Genomic DNA, 20,848 nt, shown 5'->3' with positions numbered 1-20,848 from the left:
CTTTCCCTTTACAATTAGATAGAGTGACCAGACTGGAAGGTTACAATAGCTTTTTTAAAGCCTGAAGTTTTCCCTTTTCGATTTCTTCGTCCCCGAAGAACCCGAGCTGGCTGAGGCTTTACACATATGGTATTTACACTTCTTACCTTTACATTCTTATCAGCATAAATCATCTCTAAAGACTTCGCTATAAGAGGCTTAGAAGCGCTACTATCAACAATAAAAACAAACTTGGGATGCTTACAAAAACTCCCTCTTTTCTTGCCTTCTCCAGAGCCTATACTTAACCCTTCTAGCATCTTCGCTTTTTCAGTTACGTAATGCCGCTTAATTACATCATAAGGATCTTTCATATCCCAAGTTTCCCTTAATCTTTTGTTTCAGAAACAAGACGCTTAGACAGATCTTGCAAAGCTTTTTCAGAAATCACAACATTATGAGCTGCAGCAAGATCATAGCCATTAAGATTAATGCCATAAACAAATCCTCTCAAGGCCGAAAGATTTCTTAAGCTTAACCTTAGATTTTGATTGAGCTCTACATGAGCAAGATGATCTATAAATAAAACTCCCCGACACTCTACGCCACACCTTTTAAGGAATTGCAAGGCCTCTCGAGTTTTAGGAGCCTGCAAACTAGAAATAAACACACTATCTTCAGCCACAATCAACTTCTCAAACTGAATTTTTTGAGACAATAAGAGCCGAATCGCAGCTCTTCTTTCTTTGCGGTTTATACGTGTGTGCTGATCGAATTTAGGTCTAGGACCAAAGACTATTCCCCCTCCACGAAACTGAGGAGCAGCAAGACATCCCTGTCTAGCATTTCCCGTCCCCTTTTGCTTAAAAGGCTTCTTTGTTGAATGGCTAACTTCTGAACGATTTTTGGTATTTGCAGACCACTGTCTTTTATTCGCACGAATTGCGGTAAGATAATCCTTTACTAACTGAAGCCCTCCCTCCTCTTGCACAAAAAAAGAGTCGGACACCTCAACCTCACCGGTCTTTTCCCCTGAAAAATCAAATTTTGATAACAACACCATGATTAAGACCTCTTCTGTACCCCTATTGTCCGCTAAGCCCTAGAAGAACGCTTAACCACAACAACAGAACCCTTGGAACCAGGGATTGCCCCCTTAACCAACAATACCTTTCTTTCTAAATCTATTTTTATAACTTCTAAATTCTTTATCGTGACGTTTTCGCTTCCCATATGACTAGGACGCTTGCTTCCAGGAAAACACCGCCCTGGGGTAGACCTCATCCCAATAGACCCTGCATGACGATGGAATCCAGATCCATGACTCCCTGGACCTCCTCGAAATCCATACTTCTTCATGACCCCTTGAAAGCCCTTCCCTTTCGAAACTCCACTAACATCTACAGCGCCGACTCCCTCGAACACTTCGATTCCAAAGGCCGCCCCTAAAGAGGTGGACCCAATAACTTCTTCAGAAACGCGAACCTCCTTTAAAACACGAAAAACCTGATCTCTAGATTTCTTTAAGTGCCCAAGCTTTGCTTTGGTGTAACGTTTTTGAAGAGTCTTTAATGGAGCTGACTCTTTTCCTGAGCCCATCTGTAAAGAGGTATATCCATCCTTCTCTAAAGTTTTAATTTGAGTCACAACATTCGGCTCTATACTAATTACAGAACAAGCTACAAGACTGCCGTCTTTATCAAAAACATGAAGCATTCCTTCCTTTTTTCCCATCAAGCTCATATGAGACTGCATAAAACTACCCATTAATAAGACGACTTGCCTGATCTTAAGCAGCCAGACAAATCCTTGTTCGTACTTCTCTGTTTACTTGTAGAATTCCCTAAAAAGAAAAGGAGCCTTTTCCTTAAGAAAATAAAGGGAGAGGTTATCAGAGGGGGAAGATTTTTACAATGGAAAAAAGTAACTAGAGGTCATTAATGCGAAAGATAAAAACTTCTTTTTTTTAAACCTCTTATCCGAAAAATAAAAACTAGCTTCTAAAAAATTAGAAGCTAGTTAAAAAACACAAAAAAAATTAAAAATAAAATTACTAAGAAGATGATCCTGTAGATTGCCAGACCTTCCATAGCGCTAAGCTTGAAGATGCTGTAGTTATGGCTCCTACGCAAGCAAGATTGCATGCTGCGCTCATTGGCCAAGGGATAAGTTTCAAGAAGTCTGCCACGAGTTCAAGGGCTTTCTCAATTATTGTAAGAATAATATTTCTTAAGCGCTTGACATAAGAGCTTCTCATAGCCTGTACTTCTTGTGCAGAACCGCTTTCTTCCTGACCGACTTCTTTCTGATTTAACCTTTCTAGGCAACGTTGATAAGCACGTCGTTCCCTGATAATAGATAGACCTCCTCCAACAACTCCTGCAGCATGGTTTGCAGTCATAAGGATGGATATCCCAGTACCCAAACTTGCTTTAGCTTCTGAGCTAAGGAAAGGATTTCCAGCAACTTTATTTGCCAATAATGTCGGCTTTAAACCACCGAAAGTAACAGCAAAAGTAGTGCCACTAATAAGATCACATACAGTTTTCGCTGCGGCCAAACGAAAATCACTTTTTGTATAAAGAGCATTTGGTGAAAGCTCTTTATTAGAAGGATCAAACTCAGCTCTAGCTGAAAAACTCTGCCTCATAAGCAAACAGCACTTCCGCGCATTTCTGATAATATTAGGAATGACTCCGCCAACGACATTCCCTAGTCCCATGACATCACGAGTGACCTTTGTACAATCTACAATGTTTTTCGCTGTTTTGACTGCAGACTCACTGCCTCCAGTTTCTTGAAGAATCCCTTGGGTCATCTCTGCAACTGCCTTCCCTAACTTGGCAGTCTTGTCAAGACCTCTGCTGGTCTTGACAAACCTAGACAAATGGTTATTGCCATTTGTAAAAAATTGTGAAAAACAATTTCTTGCTATTTGACCGGAGACTCCTGCGGCCCTTGATATACATGTTAAACTCATAGGCCTCCTCTTTCTTGGTATATATAATGAAAAGCCATCATAATACCATAAAACACATTAAAACCAAGTGCAGGCCAAGAAAAAACGCTACTTACAATAAATTAAAATATTAATTTTGCATTAAAAGAAAGATAGCCGTTTAAAAAACTTTTTGAATCCATAAGGGCTTTCCCTTCTGGCTGTACTTCAATAAGTTTTAGGGCACCTTCGCCACACGCAACTAAAACCTCTTGGTTACGTGCAATGAGCGTTCCTGGAGAGCCGAAATGCCCTGATTCGGAAAATAGCCGTGCGCGGCGAATCCCCAGGCGTTTCTTTGGCTTATCGTTTATGGAAAAGAGCGTCCATGCTCCTGGAGCTGGTGTTACTCCACGGATATGTGCGTAGACTTCTTTTGCTGGTTTCTCCCAAAGAATTTTTCCGTCTTCTTTAGATAATTTTGGAGCTATTGTAGCTTTTGTAGAATCTTGAGGCGTTAGGATAAGCTCTCCAGCCTCAATTTGAAGTAAAGTCTTTTTTAGAACCTCGGGGCCTTGCACTGCTAAGGCTTCAGAAAGTTCTCCGGCAGTCATATCTGGCCCTATGTGTACATGTGTCCTAAGGGCGATATCACCTGTATCCATACCCGCATCCATACGGATGACAGTATTTCCAGATTCTGTGGCGCCATCTATAATGCAGCGCTGTATAGGGGCTGCGCCACGATACGCGGGGAGGAGTCCCGCGTGGAGGTTATAGCAACCATAACGAGGAAGATCTAGTACTTCCTGACATAGGATTGCTCCAAAAGCCACTACGACAAAAACATCTGCATGAAAAGCTTGAAGCTGAGTGATAAATTCAGGAGCAGAAGCTTTTATAGGTTGAAGCAGAGGAATCCCATGGGCTGAAGCTAATACCTTCACAGGGGAGGGAATGGGCTGTGCAGAACGCTTTTGGGGTTTATCTGCTCTTGTGACCACACCAATAATACGAATCCCCAGAGAAAGCAGCCCCTCTAAAACACGAGCAGAAAACTGCGGCGTTCCAAAGTAGACAACTTTAAGATCCAACTAAAGCTCCCGTTTTTTCGAGATTTTCCTCTTGAAAAGCCTGCTTATCTACACTTCCTTCGATCCCCCTCTTGCTTGGGTTTCTACAGAAATCCACAAAATGCAGCACTTCAGGAATATGATTAAACTCCTGTTGAGCTTCTGCTAGTGCCTCAGAGAAACAAGTATCTGCACGATAAATCTTTTTAAAAGCTTTAATCAAAGCTAATCTTGTCGCAAAGGGAATCCCCCTTCTTTGCAGTCCAACTTTATTAATGCCTCCAAACTGATAGGGATTCCCACTGCCTATAGTATAGGGGGGGATATCTCGACGTACACCACTTAGGGCTCCGACCATAGCATGCGCACCTATACGTACAAACTGATGCACTCCTACCATCCCGCCGATAATGGCATAATCTCCTATCTGGACATGTCCTGCGAGCTGAGCATGGTTACTTAACACTACATGATTTCCCAAGACGCAATTATGTGCGACATGAGCACAAGGCATAATTAAACAATTGTCCCCTATGGCAACTGTGGTGCCTTCAAAGGTCGAAGAGGTAATGATTGCGAACTCTCGAATTTCACAATTCTCCCCGATTGTTACAAATGTTTTTTCCCCTCGAAACTTTAAATCTTGGGGTTTATTTCCAATCATTGCTGAAGGCCAGATGGTTGTTCCTTTGCCTATTGTGGTATGCCCATCAATATACGCATAAGACTTCACAACAACATCATCACATAAAGTCACTGTAGATTTGATTATAGCATACGGCTCTACAACAACATTCTTACCAATTTTTGCCCCAGGCTCAACAATTGCAGAAGGGTGAATGCTCGTCATATTTCTCCGTTACCTATAGGGATTCTTTATCTACTAAAGCGAAGCTCAACTCTGCTTCTGTAGCAAGCGAAGAATTCACATACGCTTGCGCAGTCGCCTTGCCCCCCTTAGATGATATCAAGGAAAATTGTGCATTTAGAATTAGAACATCTCCAGGTAACACAGCGTGTCGAAACTTCGCTTTTTGTATACCTAAAAATAATGCTATTCTTTTGCTTTTATCATGTTCAAGGACCAAGCCTAATAATACACCAGCAGCTTGTGCTAAAGATTCTAAAATTAACACTCCAGGCATAATGGGAGCCTCAGGAAAGTGCCCATTAAAAAATGGCTCATTTATGGTGACATTTTTTTGAGCCTGTATGCTCCGTTTTTCTATGTCGTAAGACAAAACTTTATCCACAAGTAAAAACGGATAACGATGTGGAAGTAACTCTAATAACTTTCGAATTTTTATTGTCGGCGGACTCATTTTTTCTTCTTTTTACACTTGCAACACTTTTAGGATTTCCTTCCCAAAAGCAACGTTTGAGGTATGTCCAGACCCTACGGCAATCACATGAGCTGCAAACGGCCTTCCTATCAAAGACAGGTCTCCTAGCAAATCTAAGATTTTATGCCTCACAGGCTCATCCGGAAATCGTAGTTGTCCTCGGCTGATGATACCATCATCTTTAAAAACTACTGCGTTTTCAAGACATCCCCCACCAATCAAACCTTTATTCATTAAAAAACACAACTCATTATATAGAGCAAATGTTCTACAAGGAGCAATGTTTTCTCGAAATGACTCTTCTGTAATTACAAGAGAACGATACTGCGTTCCTATTGTGGGGCTCTGAGGATAATGTAACGTATAAGAAATTGTGAGTTTTTCTGCAGGGAAAGCAGCAAGAAATGTTTCTTGATGTTGGTAGTATACAGGCTGACTCAACCGTGCTACAGGGATAGTTTCGTCTAATTCACAAGTCCCAGCGGAATCAATTAGCTCCATAAAGACGCGTGAACTCCCATCACCTATAGGGATTTCCTCTTCGCTACATTGTACAATGACATTATCTACATTACTAGAACGCAGAGCTGCCATGAGATGTTCTACAGTAGCGATACTTACAGATCCCTGGGACAATGTTGTGCTTCTCCCTGTAGCGCATACGTGCGACAACAGTGCGGGGATATCCAAATGCTCTCCGCTAGGAGTACATCGGCGAAATACCACCCCAGTATTTGCTTTTGCAGGGAGTAAAGAGAGCTTGGCAGACTTTCCAAGGTGGATCCCCACTCCAGAATAGCTAACTTCGCGTTTTAACGTTTTCTGAGCTCGTTCTAACATGTAAAAACCTGACACAGAGTCTCCGTATATTATCCTTTTTCTTTTTTAGCAAGCAAGCGATATCCGAAGACACGGAATCCAAGATATCCAGATAAGCATAAAGCAATACTTAACATCACCCAATCGCCACAATATGTATAGAGAGTAGGATAAGTAAACAGTGGCACAGAAACTTGAAGCACTCCTGGCGAAGCTTTTTTCTTTCGTGTCTCGTAGGGAAGCTGTTTTATTACTCTTCCTAGAGCATCTGCGGCAACTGTTACTCCAGTTTGGCATGCACGAACGCAAGGCATCCCCAGTTCTTGATTACGCAAAATCCCATGGGAGAAGTGCACTTGAGGGAGGCGAGAATTAGGGTACCACCCATCATTTGTTAAATTAATAAGAAGTTGTGCTCCCTGCTTTTTATAGTTACGTAAAAGGTGTCCAAAAGTCTCTTCGTAGCATATAGATACTCCTAATGTAGGGGCCCCTGAGACACGCAATACTCCTGAACGCTTTCCTGGGACGCGTATGCAAGATAATGCGTACTCAGGGAAAAACTTCTTACAAATCCATATGCCTAGTTTCCCTCCGGGAATATATTCCCCTCCAGGGACCAATACACGCTTATCATATCTCTGATTCTCTTCTTGTGTAACAAGCTCTGCAGCGTTATAAAAATAGTATTTCCCTGGATGTTCTTCCCAGCGCTCCATCCCAATCAATACAGGGCACTGGAAATAGTGCGAAAGGCTATTTGCCCAATCGAAATTTGTGAGGAACTCCTTCTTTTCAGGAAGATGTAAAGGTGCGAGGATTGGGAGGCTCTCTTCATAGGCATAGATTTGTCTATTTCCATCAAAAGGTACCGCGACTTCGGGGAAGATCAACAAGTCTATAGGATGTTTCACTTTTAAACTCAGCTGGATCAGCTGGTGCCATATATGCATAGGGGAACGGTTCCAAGGTCCTTCTGGGGAAGTCGCGGGTTGGATCACAGCCACATGAAACTGTTTCGTTTCTTCTGAACTTCTTCTTTTTAGATATTCGTAATGGATCCCTCCTAGGCATAAGGGAAGCCCTAAAGCCACTAGCCAGTAGTGTGCGGCATATTTCCTTTTGAGCAATAGACAATAAAAACTGATTCCTATTGCAATGAGAGAAAAGCTTTGCCCTGCCCAACCAAAAAATCCTCCAAACTGCCTTCCATAGGCGCACGCCGTCATGGGGAGTCCGAGATAATCCAAAGACATCCCTGAGCATAAACCGTAAAACCTAAGTATTTCCAATGCCACCCATAAGCCAGGAAGGCACCAAAGCAAAGAGAACCTTCCCTTACGGACAAGAGCAATAAGAATACAAGAAAAACAGGTAAAAATAAGCGCGAGAATCCCAATCAACATAGCCCAGACGGCATAGATAAACTTTCCTACATATATATCTGAGAGCATCCAAGAAAAGTGCACTCCTTCTACAGAAAGTGCCCAGATAAATAGCATTGCGCGCAAGACTTTCCAAGAGAGCCTAGCACCTCGCAATGGCTCTAAGCTATACCATAAAAGTCCATAGCCGCAGGAGAGTCCTAGGAGACAACATGTCTTGCTGAGATCTGGCTGTGCACAGGCCATGAGGATCCAAGAAATCACAAATCCAAAGACTCTATTCACAAAGTTCCCTATGTTTTCTCTTTCAAGCGTGTTTGGCGACGCTTATCGGCTTCGTTGTACCTGCGGATTTCTTCTGGGGTTTCTGGGACAATATGGTGTATGGGTGCGGGTTGATTGTTGTTGTCCATAGCGACAAAAGTAAAATATGCCGAAGTGATATGCCTTTGCTCTTGACGATAGATATTTTCTGCCCAGACCTTCACGCCTACTTCTAAAGAAGTACGCCATGTTCTGTTAACTGCAGCTTTACAAATGAGAATTTCCCCCATGTAGGCTGGGGCATAGAAACGCAAAGCATCAACGAATGCGGTTACGCAGATTCTTTCTGTATGGCGCTCTGCAACAACGAGAGCCAAGCGATCTAGCAAGCTCATTAGCAAGCCTCCGAATACAGTATTGTTTGCATTAAGATCATTGGGAAAGATTTTATATATGTGCCCTTCTATGCAGCTAAAAGACACAGGTTTTTTTTTAAGGCCCATGCGCGCTCTCCAAGAACTCCTAAGAACTCTGTCGGATAGTATCGGGCAATTTAAAGAAAATCAAGAGATTCCCAAGGGATCTTTTAAGAGTACGACCTTGGCACCCTAAATAACTATAACCCTATAAAAGGATTATTGACTTGGGTAAACCTAGTTCCCTTTTGTCTATGTTTGATCTCATGACGAATGGAAAAAAGCAAATCGGAATCAAAGTCCATCTTTGCTGCCCATTGCAAATATGCTAAGGGAATTTCTGAAAAACACCTGCCCTTGTGTTTCCCTAAGGGCATATACTTCATTTTTATCGGCTTAGCTAAGACTTGGCGGATCTGCTCTATCGTGTGGAAGCGCTTGCACAGGTGTTTAAAAATGCTGATGTTGATTTCAACATCCTTCATGGCGCGGTGGTTCCCATCATAAGGAACATTGAAATGAACAGCCAAAGATTCTAGGGAGTTATTTGGGCTATCTCCATATTCCTTTGCTAAACGTAGCGTATCTATCACATGATACTTTGTAGGAAAGGTTTCCCCTAGCCTTTCGACTTCCTGAGCCAACACCTGCAAATCAAATCCAACGCTATGTCCTACGATATTATCATCATCTTTCAAGAATGCCTTGATCTTTGGATATACCGCAGCAAACTTGGGCTGATTTTTCAACATCGCATTGGAAATGTGGTGGATCCTTTGGGACTCTATCGAAACCTCTTTTTCAGGGTTGATAAGAAACTCTATAGAATCTAGAATGCGTTCAAAAGTAAAGCGAACTATGGCAATTTCAATAATACGATCCTTCTTAACATCTAGCCCTGTCATTTCACAATCTAGGCAAACAAAAACCGCGTTCTTTAATAACACCATAACCCCTTGGTATCTTAATCTTTATGCTAAAAGCGTAGGTGCTGCTTCTATACGTACCTCTCGCTGTTCTAACATCAATGTTTCTATATAAATACGTAGAGTTTCACGAAACTGTGGTGTGTGGGCATGATCTGCCCACTCCACACATATTACATCATCTTCTTCTGCATCTTGAAACACAGAGCTTGTGTCCTTATCTAACCGATAGAAATCGTAATGGCACAACCTTCGAGTAGGACTTTCATACACATGTAGAAGAGAAAAAGAAGGACTCGCGACATCTCTGGCGTATGCTTCTCCTAGGTATCCCTGAACAACGCCACGGACAAACTCTGTTTTTCCTACTCCGTAATCTCCAAATAACAACAGCACCACTCCTGGAGAAAGACGCTTTCCTAACCAAGCCCCCAGCGCGATGGTCTCTTCGGAAGAACTCGTTATTCTTCTGTATCTACCCATTGGCTAATATATATGTGAAATGCAGAATCATCAGCTAATCCTTCTATAAATTCGGCAATTTTCTCCTCTTCTAGCGCATCTTGCAATAACGCCAAAAAAGAATTCTCCAATTGGAATCTATTTTGATTTTGCACTTCTTTTAAAGTCATTGGCCGCAAATAGCCAGAAACAAAATCTTCTAAAAGATCTGATAAATTATGGAACAATTTTCCAGTAATCACGGAAGCAAACACTGTTTTTACAATAGGCTCTTTAGGAGGAACTATATACTCACGGATTACTTTGGGATCATCGGAAACAAGAAAACGTTTTACTCGCACACCTCCCTGCCTCTCTACGTTTTGAGGGCAAGAAGACAACCAGTCATAAATCGCATCTTGAGGATTCTCATAGACATTGTCCGCAAATACCTTCCCAGTAAATGGACAGATATATATCCGCTTCGTCTGTTCATTTACTTCTGGCTTTCCAGAACAAATTTGTATTTCTGTTTCTCGCCAAATCTTTTTATCTGCTTCAAGAATGCGAATGGCATCTTCAACGTTCTTAAAAATGATTTTATCGCGAACAAAAACTACTGGACGCAACCCCATAGCTTGCTCTAGATAAAAAAGATACGTAGCCAGTAATTCTGGCTTTTTTCGGCTTTCTAAAAAATTTAAAAGCTTTGGCTTAATTTCTTCAGAAATCTCCATGCTTATTCCTTTTTCTACAGTATTGGGGATAAAAACCTCCCCGTAGGGGCGCCCTTGTCTCGAAAAAACGCTTAGATTTCCCCTATATAAAAAGAACGATAGTATCAGAGACGAGAATTATGTTGAATAGAAAGGTAGATTTCTCCAAACCTCCTAAACTAGAGAGGATTTTTTAAAAGTTTCTTATTTGTGTTTTTTATTTCCTATTGTCTACAATTTTGTGCAATGCAGCTATGGCGGAACCGGTAGACGCGCTAGATTCAGGTTCTAGTGAGCTTAAGCTCATGGAAGTTCAAGTCTTCTTAGCTGCATAAATTAAGACATTACTTGAGAAGGGGTAGAATACTTATGGTAAAAATCGTGTCTGCGGAAAACTTTGATGCCTTTATTGAAAAGGGACTTGTTCTTATAGATTTTTTTGCCGAGTGGTGTGGCCCTTGTAGAATGCTTACACCTGTTTTGGAAACTATTGCATCGGAACTCCCTCTCGTATCCATTGGGAAGATCAATATTGATGATAATGCTCAGCCTGCAGAAAAATATGAAGTTAGCTCTATTCCTACATTAATTCTCTTTAAAAATGGAAAAGAGGTAGCGCGTACGGTCGGTCTTAAAGACAAAAACTTTCTAATAGAGTTAATTAGTAAACACGCTTAAAAAGCTTATAAGGCAAAATTTGCATAATTTTGCCTTATAACTTCGTACAATACGATCCCTACAGTTGTTGCTAAATTTAGGGATCGTGTTCCTTGCAGCATGGGCACAAAGTAGCACTGCTCGTGATATGCATTTAAGACTTCTTGGGGAAGTCCCTTAGATTCCGAGCCAAATACAAAGGTCCCCTTTAGGGGAAGAGAGGCGTGAGCATAATACTTCTTTCCCTTTGTAGATAAAAAAAAGAGCTGCTTTTTTTCGGTATCCTGTAGGGCTTCTTCTAAGGAGTCGACAACTCTTAATTTGAGTTTCTCCCAGTAATCCATCCCCGCACGTTTGACAAATTTATCCAACAAAGAAAACCCCAGGGGCCGAACTAAAATGAGTTCCGCTCCGAGGGCAACACAAGTTCTACCGATGTTCCCTGTATTTTGTGGGATATCCGGAGAGAATAAGATTACTTTCATGAGGTTGGGGATGGGCTCTCCTCTGTGGCTGCAGCCATACCCTCTTCATTTGCTCGGATCAAATTAATCTCAAAGATTAATAGGGAATTTGGAGGTAGCTGACCTGAAGTTCCATAGGCAAGATCAGGGTGGATATAAAGAATCCGTGTTTCTCCCTCTCGCATACCTTGCATTCCTAAAGCAAATCCTGGAATAGTTTGATTCAAAGGCAATAAAATAGGTTCCTTATTCGTATCAGAGCTGCTAAATACCTGCCCATTCATAAAGGACCCTTTATAGTGCAATAATGCTGTGGGTTTCCCAGAAACTACTTTTCCTGCTCCCTCTTTGATAATTTTGTATTGTAGCTTGCAGGGCTGAACCTCTACAACTCCAGCATTTTTACTATTCTCTCTTAGAAATTTTTCTGCTAAGGAAAGATTCTCTTTTGCTTTCCTCTCAAAGATGTGCTTTTGCATTTCTGCCATTTTCTCTTCATATTCTGATTCTGTTAACGGAGCGTCTTTACATGATAGCTCCCCTTGCAATCCCTTGGCAACCTCTGCAATGTCAAACATGACATCCTCAGATTTACGTAGCTGTCTGGCAAGTAAATGACCAAAAGTTCGTGATAGCTGTTGGTTCTCTGTCAATTCTACAGCATTCTCTTCAGGCTTCTGATTTTGATCAGAACGTGAATCGCAAGAAGAAAGAGAAACTGTCACTATTGTGACCAAAAACAAAGTCCATCGTTTGCGCATGTATGTATCCTCCCTATCGTTTACCTTTCGCCAGACATAAATGTACCTTAATTAAGAAGTTACCTTAATATGTAATTCTTTTAATTGTGAAGTCATAATTTCTGAAGGAGCCTCCATCATTAAATCTGCCGCCTTCTGCGTCTTAGGGAAGGCGATCACTTCCCGAATTCCTTCAGCTTGCGTCAATACCATAACTATACGATCCAGCCCCAATGCAATCCCCAAGTGCGGAGGCGTTCCAAAACTTAAAGCTTCTATGAAAAATCCGAATTTTTCCTTTATGCTTTCTGGTGACATTTTTAATAAAGTGAATATTTTGCTTTGCAGATCTGCATTATGGATTCTCTGAGATCCCGAGGCGATTTCGTAGCCATTAAGAACAAGGTCGTAACTTGAGGAGCGCACAGATAGTGGGGAGTCCTCTAAGAGCGGGATATCTTCTTCTAAAGGTGCTGTGAAGGGATGGTGCTCCGAGCTTAGCTGCCCATCCTCCAGAGAAAAGAGAGGGAAATCTGTGATCCAGACAAAATTATATTGTGTCTCGTCATACAGCTGTCGTTCTTTTGCGATTCTTCTTCGCAAGTGATCAAGAGCTTGGTTCGCTACAGACTCCTGAGCTGCGATTAGCAAAAGCATATCTTGATCCTTTGCCTCGAACTCTTCAAACATTGCATTGAACACCTCTTCAGAGGCAAACTTTGCTACGTTAGAAGAGATGCCGCCTTCTTGTTTCTTAATCCATACTAGCCCCATCGCCCCATAACGCTTGACAAACTCTGTATAAATATCTAACTGCTTTCTGGAAATGTCTGCGCCTCCAGGGACACAAAAGCCTTTAATTTTCCCTCCCTGAGCAAGCTGATCTAAGAAAATAGAAAAAGAAAAGCGTTCAGCATGTTTCCGGCAATCTTTTAAGCGTAGATCGAAGCGCAAATCAGGCTTATCTGTACCATAGAAATCTTTCGCATCTTGATAAGTCATGCGTGGCAAAGGCAAGGAAATTTTTATCCCCTTTACAGCAAAAAGCTCCACAATAAGCTCCTCAATGATGGGGAAGAGATCTTGGGGATCTCCAAAGCTCATCTCTATATCGATTTGGGCAAACTCAGGTTGACGGTCTGCACGAAGGTCCTCATCCCTAAAACAGGTGGCGATTTGAAAATACCTATCCAACCCACCAATCATCAAAAGTTGTTTAAATAGCTGTGGGGATTGAGGTAAAGCATAAAACTTCCCAGGATAAATCCTTGAGGGGACTAAGTAATCTCGAGCTCCCTCAGGAGTAGATTTCCCCAGTACTGGGGTAACAACCTCAATAAAGCCTTGGGAATGCATATATGAACGGCATGCCAACATCACCTGATGTCTACAAATGAGTCTATCGAGGATCTCTCCACGGCGCATATCTAAATAGCGGTACTGCAAACGCAGCTCCTCGTTCACATGGATATGCTCATCTGCTATAGAGAAAGGCAAATTTTGAGATTTCGACAGCACCTGCAGTTGATGGATTTCCACCTCTATTTTCCCCGTGGCAAGGTTCAAATTCTCCATTCCACTCAGACGTGCGCAAACTTTCCCTTCAACAGCAAGCACCCATTCGGAACGAACAGCATCCAATCTCCTATGTAAATCAGCATTGTCCTCTTCGCGACAAACGATTTGTGTAATCCCATAGCGATCGCGCAAATCGATAAAGACAACACCACCATGATTGCGATAACGATGGACCCAACCTGAAAGCCTTACCTGCTCCCCAAGGTGATCTAGGGATAACTCGTTACAATGATGTGTTCTGTATCTCATATAACAACCTCTGTTCTAATTCTCCCTGTGATCCGGAGAATTCTTGCCGTGAAAACATATTTTTAATTGTAAATTGCTGCTCCTGTAGCTCCCTCGCTCCAATAATACAAACATATGCCACCTGTTCGTGACTTGCAGCATGCAGTGCAGCTTTAACTTTCCTATGGGACCACTCTACTTCTGTAGGGACCCCCAAACTACGCAAGTGCTGTGACCAGGAGAAGCAAAGAGCATCCGCCTCTGTTTCTAAAGGAAGCAAACGCAACATCGGTTTCTTCTTTAAAGACATCCCTCCTTGAGCTAGTAGTGTTTGAATGACGCGCTCTAACCCAATGCCAAAACCACAGGCAGGGAGTGAGGGGCCTCCGGAAGCTGCAATTAAACCATCGTAACGCCCTCCCCCGCCCAGGGCATAGGTGTGTCCTTGAAATGTTGTAAATGCTTCAAATACTAAATCTGAGTAGTAATCCAAGCCTCGCACCAAGCGTGGATTTACGGTAAAAGGGATATGAAGATTTGAAAGTGCCTCTAAAATTTTATCGAAGTAAGCACGATCTACCTCTGACACGTACTCTAAAATTGGCGGGGCATGACGAATGAGTTCCTGATCTTCCGGCTCCTTAGAATCTAGGATCCTTAAGAGGTTTGTTGTGAATCGTTCTTGGCTTAATGGAGATAAATGAGAAAAGTGCTCTTTAAAGTAAGTCCGCAGCGCAGCAGTATAATGTGTTCGCGTATTCTCCCCTCCGAGAAAGTTTAGCTGTAGGTGCATGCATTGCAGACCAACGTTTTTGTAGAACTCCCAGAGCAGGGAAAGAATTTCTGCGTCTCGTAGGGGATGCCTTATCCCGATCGCCTCTACCCCAAACTGATGATGCTGACGATATCTTCCCATTTGCTGGCGTTCATAGCGAAACATCGGAAGAATATAATAAAATTTATTATCTCCGCGATGCTCTGCGGTATGTTCTATAAATGAGCGCACCACAGGAGCTGTTCCTTCAGGCCTTAGTGTTAATGAACGTCCTTTTTTATCTAAAAAAGTGTACATTTCTTTTTTTACGATATCGCTATGGTCTCCAACATGCAAGAACACCTCAGTCTTTTCAAATACAGGCGTGCGGATTTCGCTAAACCCATACAAAGCACAAAGCTTTCTTATAGTGTCTTCTATGGTTAGCCACAGAGAAGAATCTCTCCACAGTTGCTTCGCCTGAGTGACATTGGGAAAGATATCAAAAACCCCTTTTGGTAAATCTACATTCACAAGAAACTTTTTAATTTAGATTATGAATATGATTAAGCTAGGGTAGCCAAAATCTAGATAAAGAGCAAAATTAAACCCATCCCTCTGACCAAACTTGACCTTCCGCACGCACGGGCTCAATAATTTCCTGTTTAGGGAAATCATTTAAGATTCCCTGTATAGGCCCTTCTAAACCTTTATGCAGCTCTCCCTCATAACGAAGGTCCCCTCGGATAAAGTTAAGCAGCAAACTCAAGATGACACACCGAAACCATTTCATATACGACAAAATTTAGTGCCTGGGAATTCTTAGAAGAAGAAACTTTATGAAAACTCTAAGCAAAAATATAGAGATAATTTCTATAAAAAATAAAAAATCCTAAATAAAGTTATATAGTTTCATCACTTTATCTTTACACTAGATTCCGATTCCTTTCTTGTTTTTTTGCTGATTCCTATGCTAACCTGAGCTTTTGTATTTTTTCTTTATAATAAAAGATTTCGAATAGGCCCCCTGATGAATATTTGGAAAAAGTTCTTACAACCGCCAAAGCATATTCAAGAGCTTCAAGATGCGGAGTTAATCAAAAGAAAATACAAGTACTGGAGAGTGCGTATTTTCTATAGCATGTTTGTAGGATACGTCTTCTATTACTTCACAAGGAAAAGTTTTACTTTTGCTATGCCTACTTTAATGACAGATTTGGGCTTTGATAAGGCGCAATTAGGCATTATTGGAAGTACTCTGTACATTTCCTATGGCATCAGCAAGTTTGTTAGTGGTGTGATTTCTGACCAATCTAACCCTCGGTATTTTATGGCAATTGGTCTGATCATCACAGGTTTAACGAATATTTTTTTCGGGATGTCCTCTTCTATCTTACTCTTTGCTTTATGGTGGGGAATTAACGGATGGTTCCAAGGCTGGGGATGGCCTCCATGTGCTCGTCTGCTTACACACTGGTACGCAAAGTATGAAAGAGGAACATGGTGGAGTGTATGGAGTACCTCACATAATATCGGTGGAGCATTGATTCCTATTCTTACAGGTTTCGCTATAGATTGCTGTGGTTGGCGAGGAGCGATGTTCATCCCAGGGCTTCTATGTATCGGCATGGGATTTGTTTTGATCAATCGCCTTCGTGATACGCCACAGTCCTTGGGGTTGCCTCCCATAGAGAAATACAAGAAGAATCAGAAGAAAACTCCTGACCAAGAGCATGTGGCAGACATTTTAGAAGAGCAAGCAGAGCAGGAACTTTCTACTCGGGAGATTCTCTTCTCTTACGTTTTGAATAACAAGTGGATTTGGCTTCTTGCTTTTGCTTCGTTCTTTATTTATGTCGTACGCATGGCTGTAAATGATTGGAGTGCTCTGTTCCTTATTGAAGTCAAGAAGTATGCTGCTGTAAAAGCCAACTTCTGCGTCTCTCTTTTTGAAATTGGAGGGCTCTTTGGAATGCTCTTGGCAGGATGGCTCTCTGATAAAATCTCTAAAGGGAAACGCGGCCCTATGAATGTGATTTTTTCTTTAGGCTTGTTATTTTCGATTATTGGTATGTGGTATAGCCATTCCTATACTTGGTGGTGGCTGGATGGAAGTTTTCTTTTCATTATAGGCTTTTTCCTTTTTGGACCACAGATGATGATCGGTCTCGCCGCTGCGGAGCTTTCACATAAAAAAGCTGCCGGCACGGCGAGTGGTTTTGCCGGATGGTTTGCGTATTTTGGTGCTGCCTTTGCAGGGTATCCTTTAGGGAAAATCGCTCAGGATTGGGGCTGGCAAGGGTATTTTCTTGCGTTGTTATTGTGTACTCTTGTCGCACTCTTATTGTTCCTGCCCACCTGGAACGCAACGGAGAACAAAGCATAATTGGGGGTACGCTTGTCTTGGATCCCACTACACTGCCATTCGCAGTATTCCATACTTGATGCAACATGTCCTATTAAAGACCTTGTTGCTCAAGCTAAGGCATATGATATCCCCGCAATAGCACTCACAGATCACGGAAATCTCTTTGGAGCCATAGACTTCTATAAAACATGTGTGCAGCAAGAGATCAAGCCGATTCTTGGTTGTGAGTGTTATATTGCTCCAGGCTCTCGGTTTGATAAAAAAAAAGAAAAACGCAGCCGTGTTGCTCATCATCTCATTCTTTTATGTAAAAATGAGCAGGGGTACCGTAATCTTTGCCTATTATCTTCTTTAGCATTTATTGAAGGATTTTACTACGTCCCAAGGATCGACAAGGAACTACTGAAGAAGCACTCTGAAGGTCTTGTGTGTTTATCTGCGTGTCTTTCTAGTTCTGTATCTGAAGCTGCTTTAGAATCTGAAGAGGCCCTTGAAAAGGAGCTTCGCTGGTATCAAGAGCTTTTCAAGGAGAACTATTTTTCTGAAGTACAGCTTCATAAAATGTCTGAGGAAAAAATAGCTAGCTTACCTGAGGAATGGTTAAAGCAGGAGTATTATAACTTCATAGACAAGCAAACACGTGTCAACACGGCAGTACTGGAAGTCAGTAAGCGCTTGGGCATCCCTTCTGTCGCGACAAATGACATTCACTATCTACATCCTGAAGATTGGCAAGCGCACGAGATTCTTCTTAACATCCAATCTGGAGAGACCATTAGGACGGCAAAGCAAAACACCTATATCCCCAACCCTAAAAGAAAAACCTATAGCAGTAGAGAATTTTATTTTAAGTCTCCTCAGCAGATGTTGGAGCTGTTTGCAGATGTCCCTGAGGTGATTGCAAATACTTTGGAGGTCGCGAAGCTTTGTGATGTGCACTTTGACTTTTCAAAAAAGCACTATCCTATTTATCTTCCCGAAACACTAAAGACCAAAGAACATTACACCGAACAAGACCGCTATGAAGCCTCTGCGCTCTTTTTAAGACAGCTTTGTGAAAAAGGCCTCTCGAAGTACACTCCTGAAGTCCTTGCGCACATTGCCAAGAAGTTCCCGAATCAAGATCCTTTGGAGTTGGTCAAGCAAAGAATGGAAATGGAGATGTCCATTATCATTCCTAAGGGGATGTGTGACTACCTCTTGATCGTTTGGGACATTATCCATTGGGCAAAGGCACATAATATTCCTGTAGGTCCTGGACGAGGTTCTGGAGCTGGGTCTGTAATGTTATTCCTCCTAGGCATTACAGAAATTGAGCCCATACGCTTTGATTTATTCTTTGAGAGGTTTATTAACCCTGAGAGGCTCTCCTATCCTGATATCGATATCGATATATGCATGGAAGGCCGCGAGGAAGTGATCAACTATGCCATAGAAAAACACGGGAAAGATAACGTCGCGCAGATCATTACGTTCGGCACAATGAAAGCCAAAATGGCCATTAAGGATGTAGGGAGAACTTTAGATATGCCTTTATCTAAAGTGAATACTATTGCGAAGCACATTCCTGAGCTGAACGCGACCCTAGCAAAAAGCCTCGAAACAGATCCCGACTTACATCAACTCTATATTGATGATGTAGAGGCTGCTCAAGTAATTGACATGGCAATGCGTCTTGAAGGTTCTATTCGCAATACAGGAGTACATGCTGCTGGTGTGATCATTTGTGGAGAGCCTCTCACGAATCATATTCCTGTGTGCATTTCTAAAGACTCTTCTATGATCACTACCCAATTCTCTATGAAGCCTGCGGAGAGCGTTGGAATGCTAAAAGTGGATCTCCTAGGGTTAAAGACCCTAACGAGTATCCACTTGGCGATGTCTGCAATCTATCAGAAAACGCAGAAACGGCTTCATATGGAGACCCTCCCTTTGGATGACAAAATGACCTTTTCTCTTTTGCATCAAGGCAAGACTATGGGAGTGTTTCAGATGGAATCTAAGGGGATGCAGGAGCTTGCAAAAAACCTCCGGCCAGATTCCTTTGAAGAGATCATTGCGATTTGTGCTTTGTATCGTCCTGGGCCTATGGATATGATCCCTTCGTTCATTAACCGAAAGCATGGGAAGGAAAATATCGATTATGACCATCCTCTGATGGAATCGATTCTTAAAGAGACTTATGGAATTATGGTCTATCAAGAGCAAGTCATGCAGATTGCAGGAGCTCTTGCGAATTATTCTCTTGGGGAAGGTGATGTTCTCCGTCGTGCTATGGGGAAGAAGGACCATCAACAGATGGTTCAGGAGCGTTCGAAGTTTTGTGAGCGTGCGGCAAACAATGGGATAGACCCTGATATTGCTACGATAATTTTTGACAAAATGGAGAAGTTTGCTTCCTATGGCTTCAATAAATCCCATGCAGCAGCGTATGGACTAATCACATACACTACGGCATATCTTAAGGCGAACTATCCCCAAGAATGGCTTGCAGCCCTACTCACCTGCGACTCTGACGATGTAGAAAAAGTTGGGAAGCTCATCCGCGAAGCGCAAAGTATGAACATTCCTATCTTACCTCCGCATATTAACATCTCCAGCAACCACTTTGTCGCGACAAATGAGGGGATTCGTTTTGCTTTGGGAGCGATTAAAGGCGTTGGGAAGAGCTTTATAGAACATCTCGTTAAGGAGCGCGAGCTTCATGGTCCTTATCGGAGCATTCAAGATTTCATCCAACGTTCGAACTTTACGAAAATCTCTAAGAAAAATATGGAAAGTCTTGTAGATGCGGGATGTTTCGATTGTTTTGAACCCAACCGCGATCTTGCTTTAGCTTCTTTAGATGCATTATATAACACGGTTTCTAAAGAAAAGAAAGAAGCTGCCACAGGCGTGATGACCTTCTTTTCTTTAGACTCTATGCATGAACAGAATCCTCTTCCAGTTGCGGCCCCTAAAGATGTTGTTTTTAGGACAAAAAAAGAGCTCTTAAAAAAAGAAAAGGAGCTCCTAGGGATTTACCTTACTGAGCACCCTATGGATGCCTTCCGGGAAACTTTCCCGAGGCTTTCTGTTGTTCCCTTTGGGGAGTTTGAAAATCTTTCTCATGGAGCAGTAATCCGCACGGTGTTTATCATCGATAAAATAACGACGAAGTTCTCCTCTAAAGGGCAGAAAAAGTTCGCAATTCTTAGGGTAAGTGATGGGATGGATTCTTATGAGCTTCCTGTCTGGCCTGAGATCTATTTACAATATCAAGAATTGTTAGAAGAAGATCGACTTATTTATGCGATTCTTGTAATTGACAAACGTAGTGATTCCTTGCGACTCACGTGCCGTTGGATGACAGACCTCGCCTCCGTGAACGACCAGGTTCTGCAGGAATGCGAAAATACATTTGACAAAATCAAAGTGCAAACACAGAAAACTTCCTACATCAATTCAAATCTTCAAAAAGATTCTGCAATCAAAACAAAGCCCAAAGGGGCGACCTCGGAAGAAGGCACACGGTCTATTTCTCCACTTACGCTATCTTTAGATATGGACAAGCTTAAACATAGTCATCTATGTATCTTAAAGGCGATCTTAAGAAAATATCCTGGTTCTAGAGCACTATCTTTAGTATTTACCAAAGGCCATAAGCGCATCGCGTCTATTTCCCCCGATACGGAATATTTTGTCTCTGAGGAGATCTCGGCATTACGTCTTGAGCTTGATACAGAAGGACTTCCTATTCGGGTCATTACGGTTTGATCC

Annotated in this window: 21 protein-coding genes and 1 tRNA gene; 4 read left to right on the top strand and 18 right to left on the bottom strand. The window is 42.0% G+C overall.

Annotated features, from left to right (window positions below; translation table 11 throughout):
• Positions 1 to 14: 14 nt before the first annotated feature.
• The 13 genes from G5S_RS01835 to G5S_RS01775 form a co-directional block, all read right to left on the bottom strand.
• Positions 15 to 353 (bottom strand): 50S ribosomal protein L23, encoded by a 339-nt coding sequence (locus tag G5S_RS01835; RefSeq protein WP_013712476.1) that lies wholly within the window; start codon positions 351 to 353, stop codon positions 15 to 17.
• 14 nt (positions 354 to 367) lie between these two features.
• Entirely contained in the window at positions 368 to 1,042 is a 675-nt protein-coding gene (rplD, locus tag G5S_RS01830) for a 50S ribosomal protein L4 (protein ID WP_013712475.1), read from the bottom strand.
• Between the two features lie 32 nt (positions 1,043 to 1,074).
• Positions 1,075 to 1,734 carry a 50S ribosomal protein L3 gene (gene rplC / locus G5S_RS01825; RefSeq protein ID WP_041467009.1) on the bottom strand — a complete coding sequence of 220 codons (660 nt, stop codon included), beginning with the start codon at positions 1,732 to 1,734 and terminating at the stop codon, positions 1,075 to 1,077.
• A gap of 298 nt (positions 1,735 to 2,032) precedes the next feature.
• A complete protein-coding gene (locus G5S_RS01820) occupies positions 2,033 to 2,959 on the bottom strand; it encodes a CT529 family inclusion membrane protein (RefSeq protein WP_013712473.1) in 927 nt (308 codons plus the stop codon).
• A gap of 101 nt (positions 2,960 to 3,060) precedes the next feature.
• Complete coding sequence (gene fmt / locus G5S_RS01815; RefSeq protein WP_013712472.1) at positions 3,061 to 4,011, bottom strand: methionyl-tRNA formyltransferase; 951 nt, start codon at positions 4,009 to 4,011, stop codon at positions 3,061 to 3,063.
• Positions 4,001 to 4,840: an acyl-ACP--UDP-N-acetylglucosamine O-acyltransferase gene (lpxA, locus tag G5S_RS01810; RefSeq protein WP_013712471.1), complete on the bottom strand. Its 840-nt coding sequence runs from the start codon at positions 4,838 to 4,840 to the stop codon at positions 4,001 to 4,003. The genes fmt and lpxA overlap by 11 nt, the downstream gene beginning before the upstream one ends.
• A 13-nt stretch (positions 4,841 to 4,853) precedes the next feature.
• Positions 4,854 to 5,312 (bottom strand): 3-hydroxyacyl-ACP dehydratase FabZ, encoded by a 459-nt coding sequence (gene fabZ / locus G5S_RS01805; RefSeq protein WP_013712470.1) that lies wholly within the window; start codon positions 5,310 to 5,312, stop codon positions 4,854 to 4,856.
• Between the two features lie 12 nt (positions 5,313 to 5,324).
• Entirely contained in the window at positions 5,325 to 6,173 is an 849-nt protein-coding gene (gene lpxC / locus G5S_RS01800) for a UDP-3-O-acyl-N-acetylglucosamine deacetylase (RefSeq protein WP_013712469.1), read from the bottom strand.
• Between the two features lie 29 nt (positions 6,174 to 6,202).
• Positions 6,203 to 7,822 (bottom strand): apolipoprotein N-acyltransferase, encoded by a 1,620-nt coding sequence (gene lnt, locus G5S_RS01795; protein ID WP_041467008.1) that lies wholly within the window; start codon positions 7,820 to 7,822, stop codon positions 6,203 to 6,205.
• A gap of 8 nt (positions 7,823 to 7,830) precedes the next feature.
• On the bottom strand, positions 7,831 to 8,304 hold the full coding sequence (locus G5S_RS01790) for an acyl-CoA thioesterase (RefSeq protein ID WP_013712467.1): 474 nt from the start codon (positions 8,302 to 8,304) through the stop codon (positions 7,831 to 7,833).
• 113 nt (positions 8,305 to 8,417) lie between these two features.
• Complete coding sequence (locus tag G5S_RS01785; protein ID WP_013712466.1) at positions 8,418 to 9,167, bottom strand: putative quorum-sensing-regulated virulence factor; 750 nt, start codon at positions 9,165 to 9,167, stop codon at positions 8,418 to 8,420.
• Between the two features lie 21 nt (positions 9,168 to 9,188).
• Positions 9,189 to 9,626, bottom strand: coding sequence for a tRNA (adenosine(37)-N6)-threonylcarbamoyltransferase complex ATPase subunit type 1 TsaE (gene tsaE, locus G5S_RS01780; protein WP_013712465.1), 438 nt, complete (start codon positions 9,624 to 9,626; stop codon positions 9,189 to 9,191).
• The gene (locus tag G5S_RS01775; protein WP_013712464.1) at positions 9,605 to 10,321 is read right to left on the bottom strand and encodes a DUF2709 domain-containing protein; all 717 of its coding nucleotides are present in this window, start codon (positions 10,319 to 10,321) and stop codon (positions 9,605 to 9,607) included. Before G5S_RS01775 ends, tsaE begins: the two co-directional genes overlap by 22 nt.
• A 227-nt stretch (positions 10,322 to 10,548) precedes the next feature.
• Here G5S_RS01775 and G5S_RS01770 point away from each other — a divergent pair.
• Positions 10,549 to 10,632: transfer RNA gene (locus G5S_RS01770), tRNA-Leu, on the top strand.
• Between the two features lie 37 nt (positions 10,633 to 10,669).
• Positions 10,670 to 10,978: a thioredoxin gene (gene trxA / locus G5S_RS01765; protein ID WP_013712463.1), complete on the top strand. Its 309-nt coding sequence runs from the start codon at positions 10,670 to 10,672 to the stop codon at positions 10,976 to 10,978.
• A 5-nt stretch (positions 10,979 to 10,983) separates the two neighbouring features.
• Here trxA and G5S_RS01760 read toward each other — a convergent pair whose 3' ends face one another.
• From G5S_RS01760 to G5S_RS01740, 5 genes are all read right to left on the bottom strand, one after another.
• Positions 10,984 to 11,442, bottom strand: coding sequence for a tRNA (cytidine(34)-2'-O)-methyltransferase (locus tag G5S_RS01760; protein WP_013712462.1), 459 nt, complete (start codon positions 11,440 to 11,442; stop codon positions 10,984 to 10,986).
• Entirely contained in the window at positions 11,439 to 12,182 is a 744-nt protein-coding gene (locus G5S_RS01755) for an FKBP-type peptidyl-prolyl cis-trans isomerase (RefSeq protein WP_013712461.1), read from the bottom strand. The genes G5S_RS01760 and G5S_RS01755 overlap by 4 nt, the downstream gene beginning before the upstream one ends.
• A gap of 51 nt (positions 12,183 to 12,233) precedes the next feature.
• Positions 12,234 to 13,988: an aspartate--tRNA ligase gene (gene aspS / locus G5S_RS01750; protein ID WP_013712460.1), complete on the bottom strand. Its 1,755-nt coding sequence runs from the start codon at positions 13,986 to 13,988 to the stop codon at positions 12,234 to 12,236.
• Entirely contained in the window at positions 13,963 to 15,255 is a 1,293-nt protein-coding gene (gene hisS / locus G5S_RS01745) for a histidine--tRNA ligase (protein ID WP_013712459.1), read from the bottom strand. The genes aspS and hisS overlap by 26 nt, the downstream gene beginning before the upstream one ends.
• Positions 15,256 to 15,325: 70 nt before the next feature.
• Positions 15,326 to 15,514 (bottom strand): hypothetical protein, encoded by a 189-nt coding sequence (locus G5S_RS01740; RefSeq protein WP_041467007.1) that lies wholly within the window; start codon positions 15,512 to 15,514, stop codon positions 15,326 to 15,328.
• 237 nt (positions 15,515 to 15,751) lie between these two features.
• Here G5S_RS01740 and pgtP point away from each other — a divergent pair, with 237 nt between their 5' ends.
• The gene (pgtP, locus tag G5S_RS01735; protein ID WP_013712458.1) at positions 15,752 to 17,107 is read left to right on the top strand and encodes an MFS transporter; all 1,356 of its coding nucleotides are present in this window, start codon (positions 15,752 to 15,754) and stop codon (positions 17,105 to 17,107) included.
• Between the two features lie 12 nt (positions 17,108 to 17,119).
• On the top strand, positions 17,120 to 20,845 hold the full coding sequence (dnaE, locus tag G5S_RS01730) for a DNA polymerase III subunit alpha (protein WP_013712457.1): 3,726 nt from the start codon (positions 17,120 to 17,122) through the stop codon (positions 20,843 to 20,845).
• Positions 20,846 to 20,848 lie beyond the last annotated feature (3 nt).

Origin of the sequence: Chlamydia pecorum E58 (assembly GCF_000204135.1) — a bacterium.
In the GTDB taxonomy this organism is placed as follows: domain Bacteria; phylum Chlamydiota; class Chlamydiia; order Chlamydiales; family Chlamydiaceae; genus Chlamydia; species Chlamydia pecorum.
This window is presented reverse-complemented; position numbering and strand designations above follow the sequence as displayed.

Coding starts and splice junctions, on each gene's coding strand:
- G5S_RS01835 (WP_013712476.1), bottom strand. CDS start 353: ATGAAAGATCCTTATGATGTAATTAAGCGGCATTACGTAACTGAAAAA.
- rplD (WP_013712475.1), bottom strand. CDS start 1,042: ATGGTGTTGTTATCAAAATTTGATTTTTCAGGGGAAAAGACCGGTGAG.
- rplC (WP_041467009.1), bottom strand. CDS start 1,734: ATGCAGTCTCATATGAGCTTGATGGGAAAAAAGGAAGGAATGCTTCAT.
- G5S_RS01820 (WP_013712473.1), bottom strand. CDS start 2,959: ATGAGTTTAACATGTATATCAAGGGCCGCAGGAGTCTCCGGTCAAATA.
- lpxA (WP_013712471.1), bottom strand. CDS start 4,840: ATGACGAGCATTCACCCTTCTGCAATTGTTGAGCCTGGGGCAAAAATT.
- fabZ (WP_013712470.1), bottom strand. CDS start 5,312: ATGAGTCCGCCGACAATAAAAATTCGAAAGTTATTAGAGTTACTTCCA.
- lpxC (WP_013712469.1), bottom strand. CDS start 6,173: ATGTTAGAACGAGCTCAGAAAACGTTAAAACGCGAAGTTAGCTATTCT.
- G5S_RS01790 (WP_013712467.1), bottom strand. CDS start 8,304: ATGGGCCTTAAAAAAAAACCTGTGTCTTTTAGCTGCATAGAAGGGCAC.
- G5S_RS01785 (WP_013712466.1), bottom strand. CDS start 9,167: ATGGTGTTATTAAAGAACGCGGTTTTTGTTTGCCTAGATTGTGAAATG.
- tsaE (WP_013712465.1), bottom strand. CDS start 9,626: ATGGGTAGATACAGAAGAATAACGAGTTCTTCCGAAGAGACCATCGCG.
- G5S_RS01775 (WP_013712464.1), bottom strand. CDS start 10,321: ATGGAGATTTCTGAAGAAATTAAGCCAAAGCTTTTAAATTTTTTAGAA.
- trxA (WP_013712463.1), top strand. CDS start 10,670: ATGGTAAAAATCGTGTCTGCGGAAAACTTTGATGCCTTTATTGAAAAG.
- G5S_RS01760 (WP_013712462.1), bottom strand. CDS start 11,442: ATGAAAGTAATCTTATTCTCTCCGGATATCCCACAAAATACAGGGAAC.
- G5S_RS01755 (WP_013712461.1), bottom strand. CDS start 12,182: ATGCGCAAACGATGGACTTTGTTTTTGGTCACAATAGTGACAGTTTCT.
- aspS (WP_013712460.1), bottom strand. CDS start 13,988: ATGAGATACAGAACACATCATTGTAACGAGTTATCCCTAGATCACCTT.
- G5S_RS01740 (WP_041467007.1), bottom strand. CDS start 15,514: ATGAAATGGTTTCGGTGTGTCATCTTGAGTTTGCTGCTTAACTTTATC.
- pgtP (WP_013712458.1), top strand. CDS start 15,752: ATGAATATTTGGAAAAAGTTCTTACAACCGCCAAAGCATATTCAAGAG.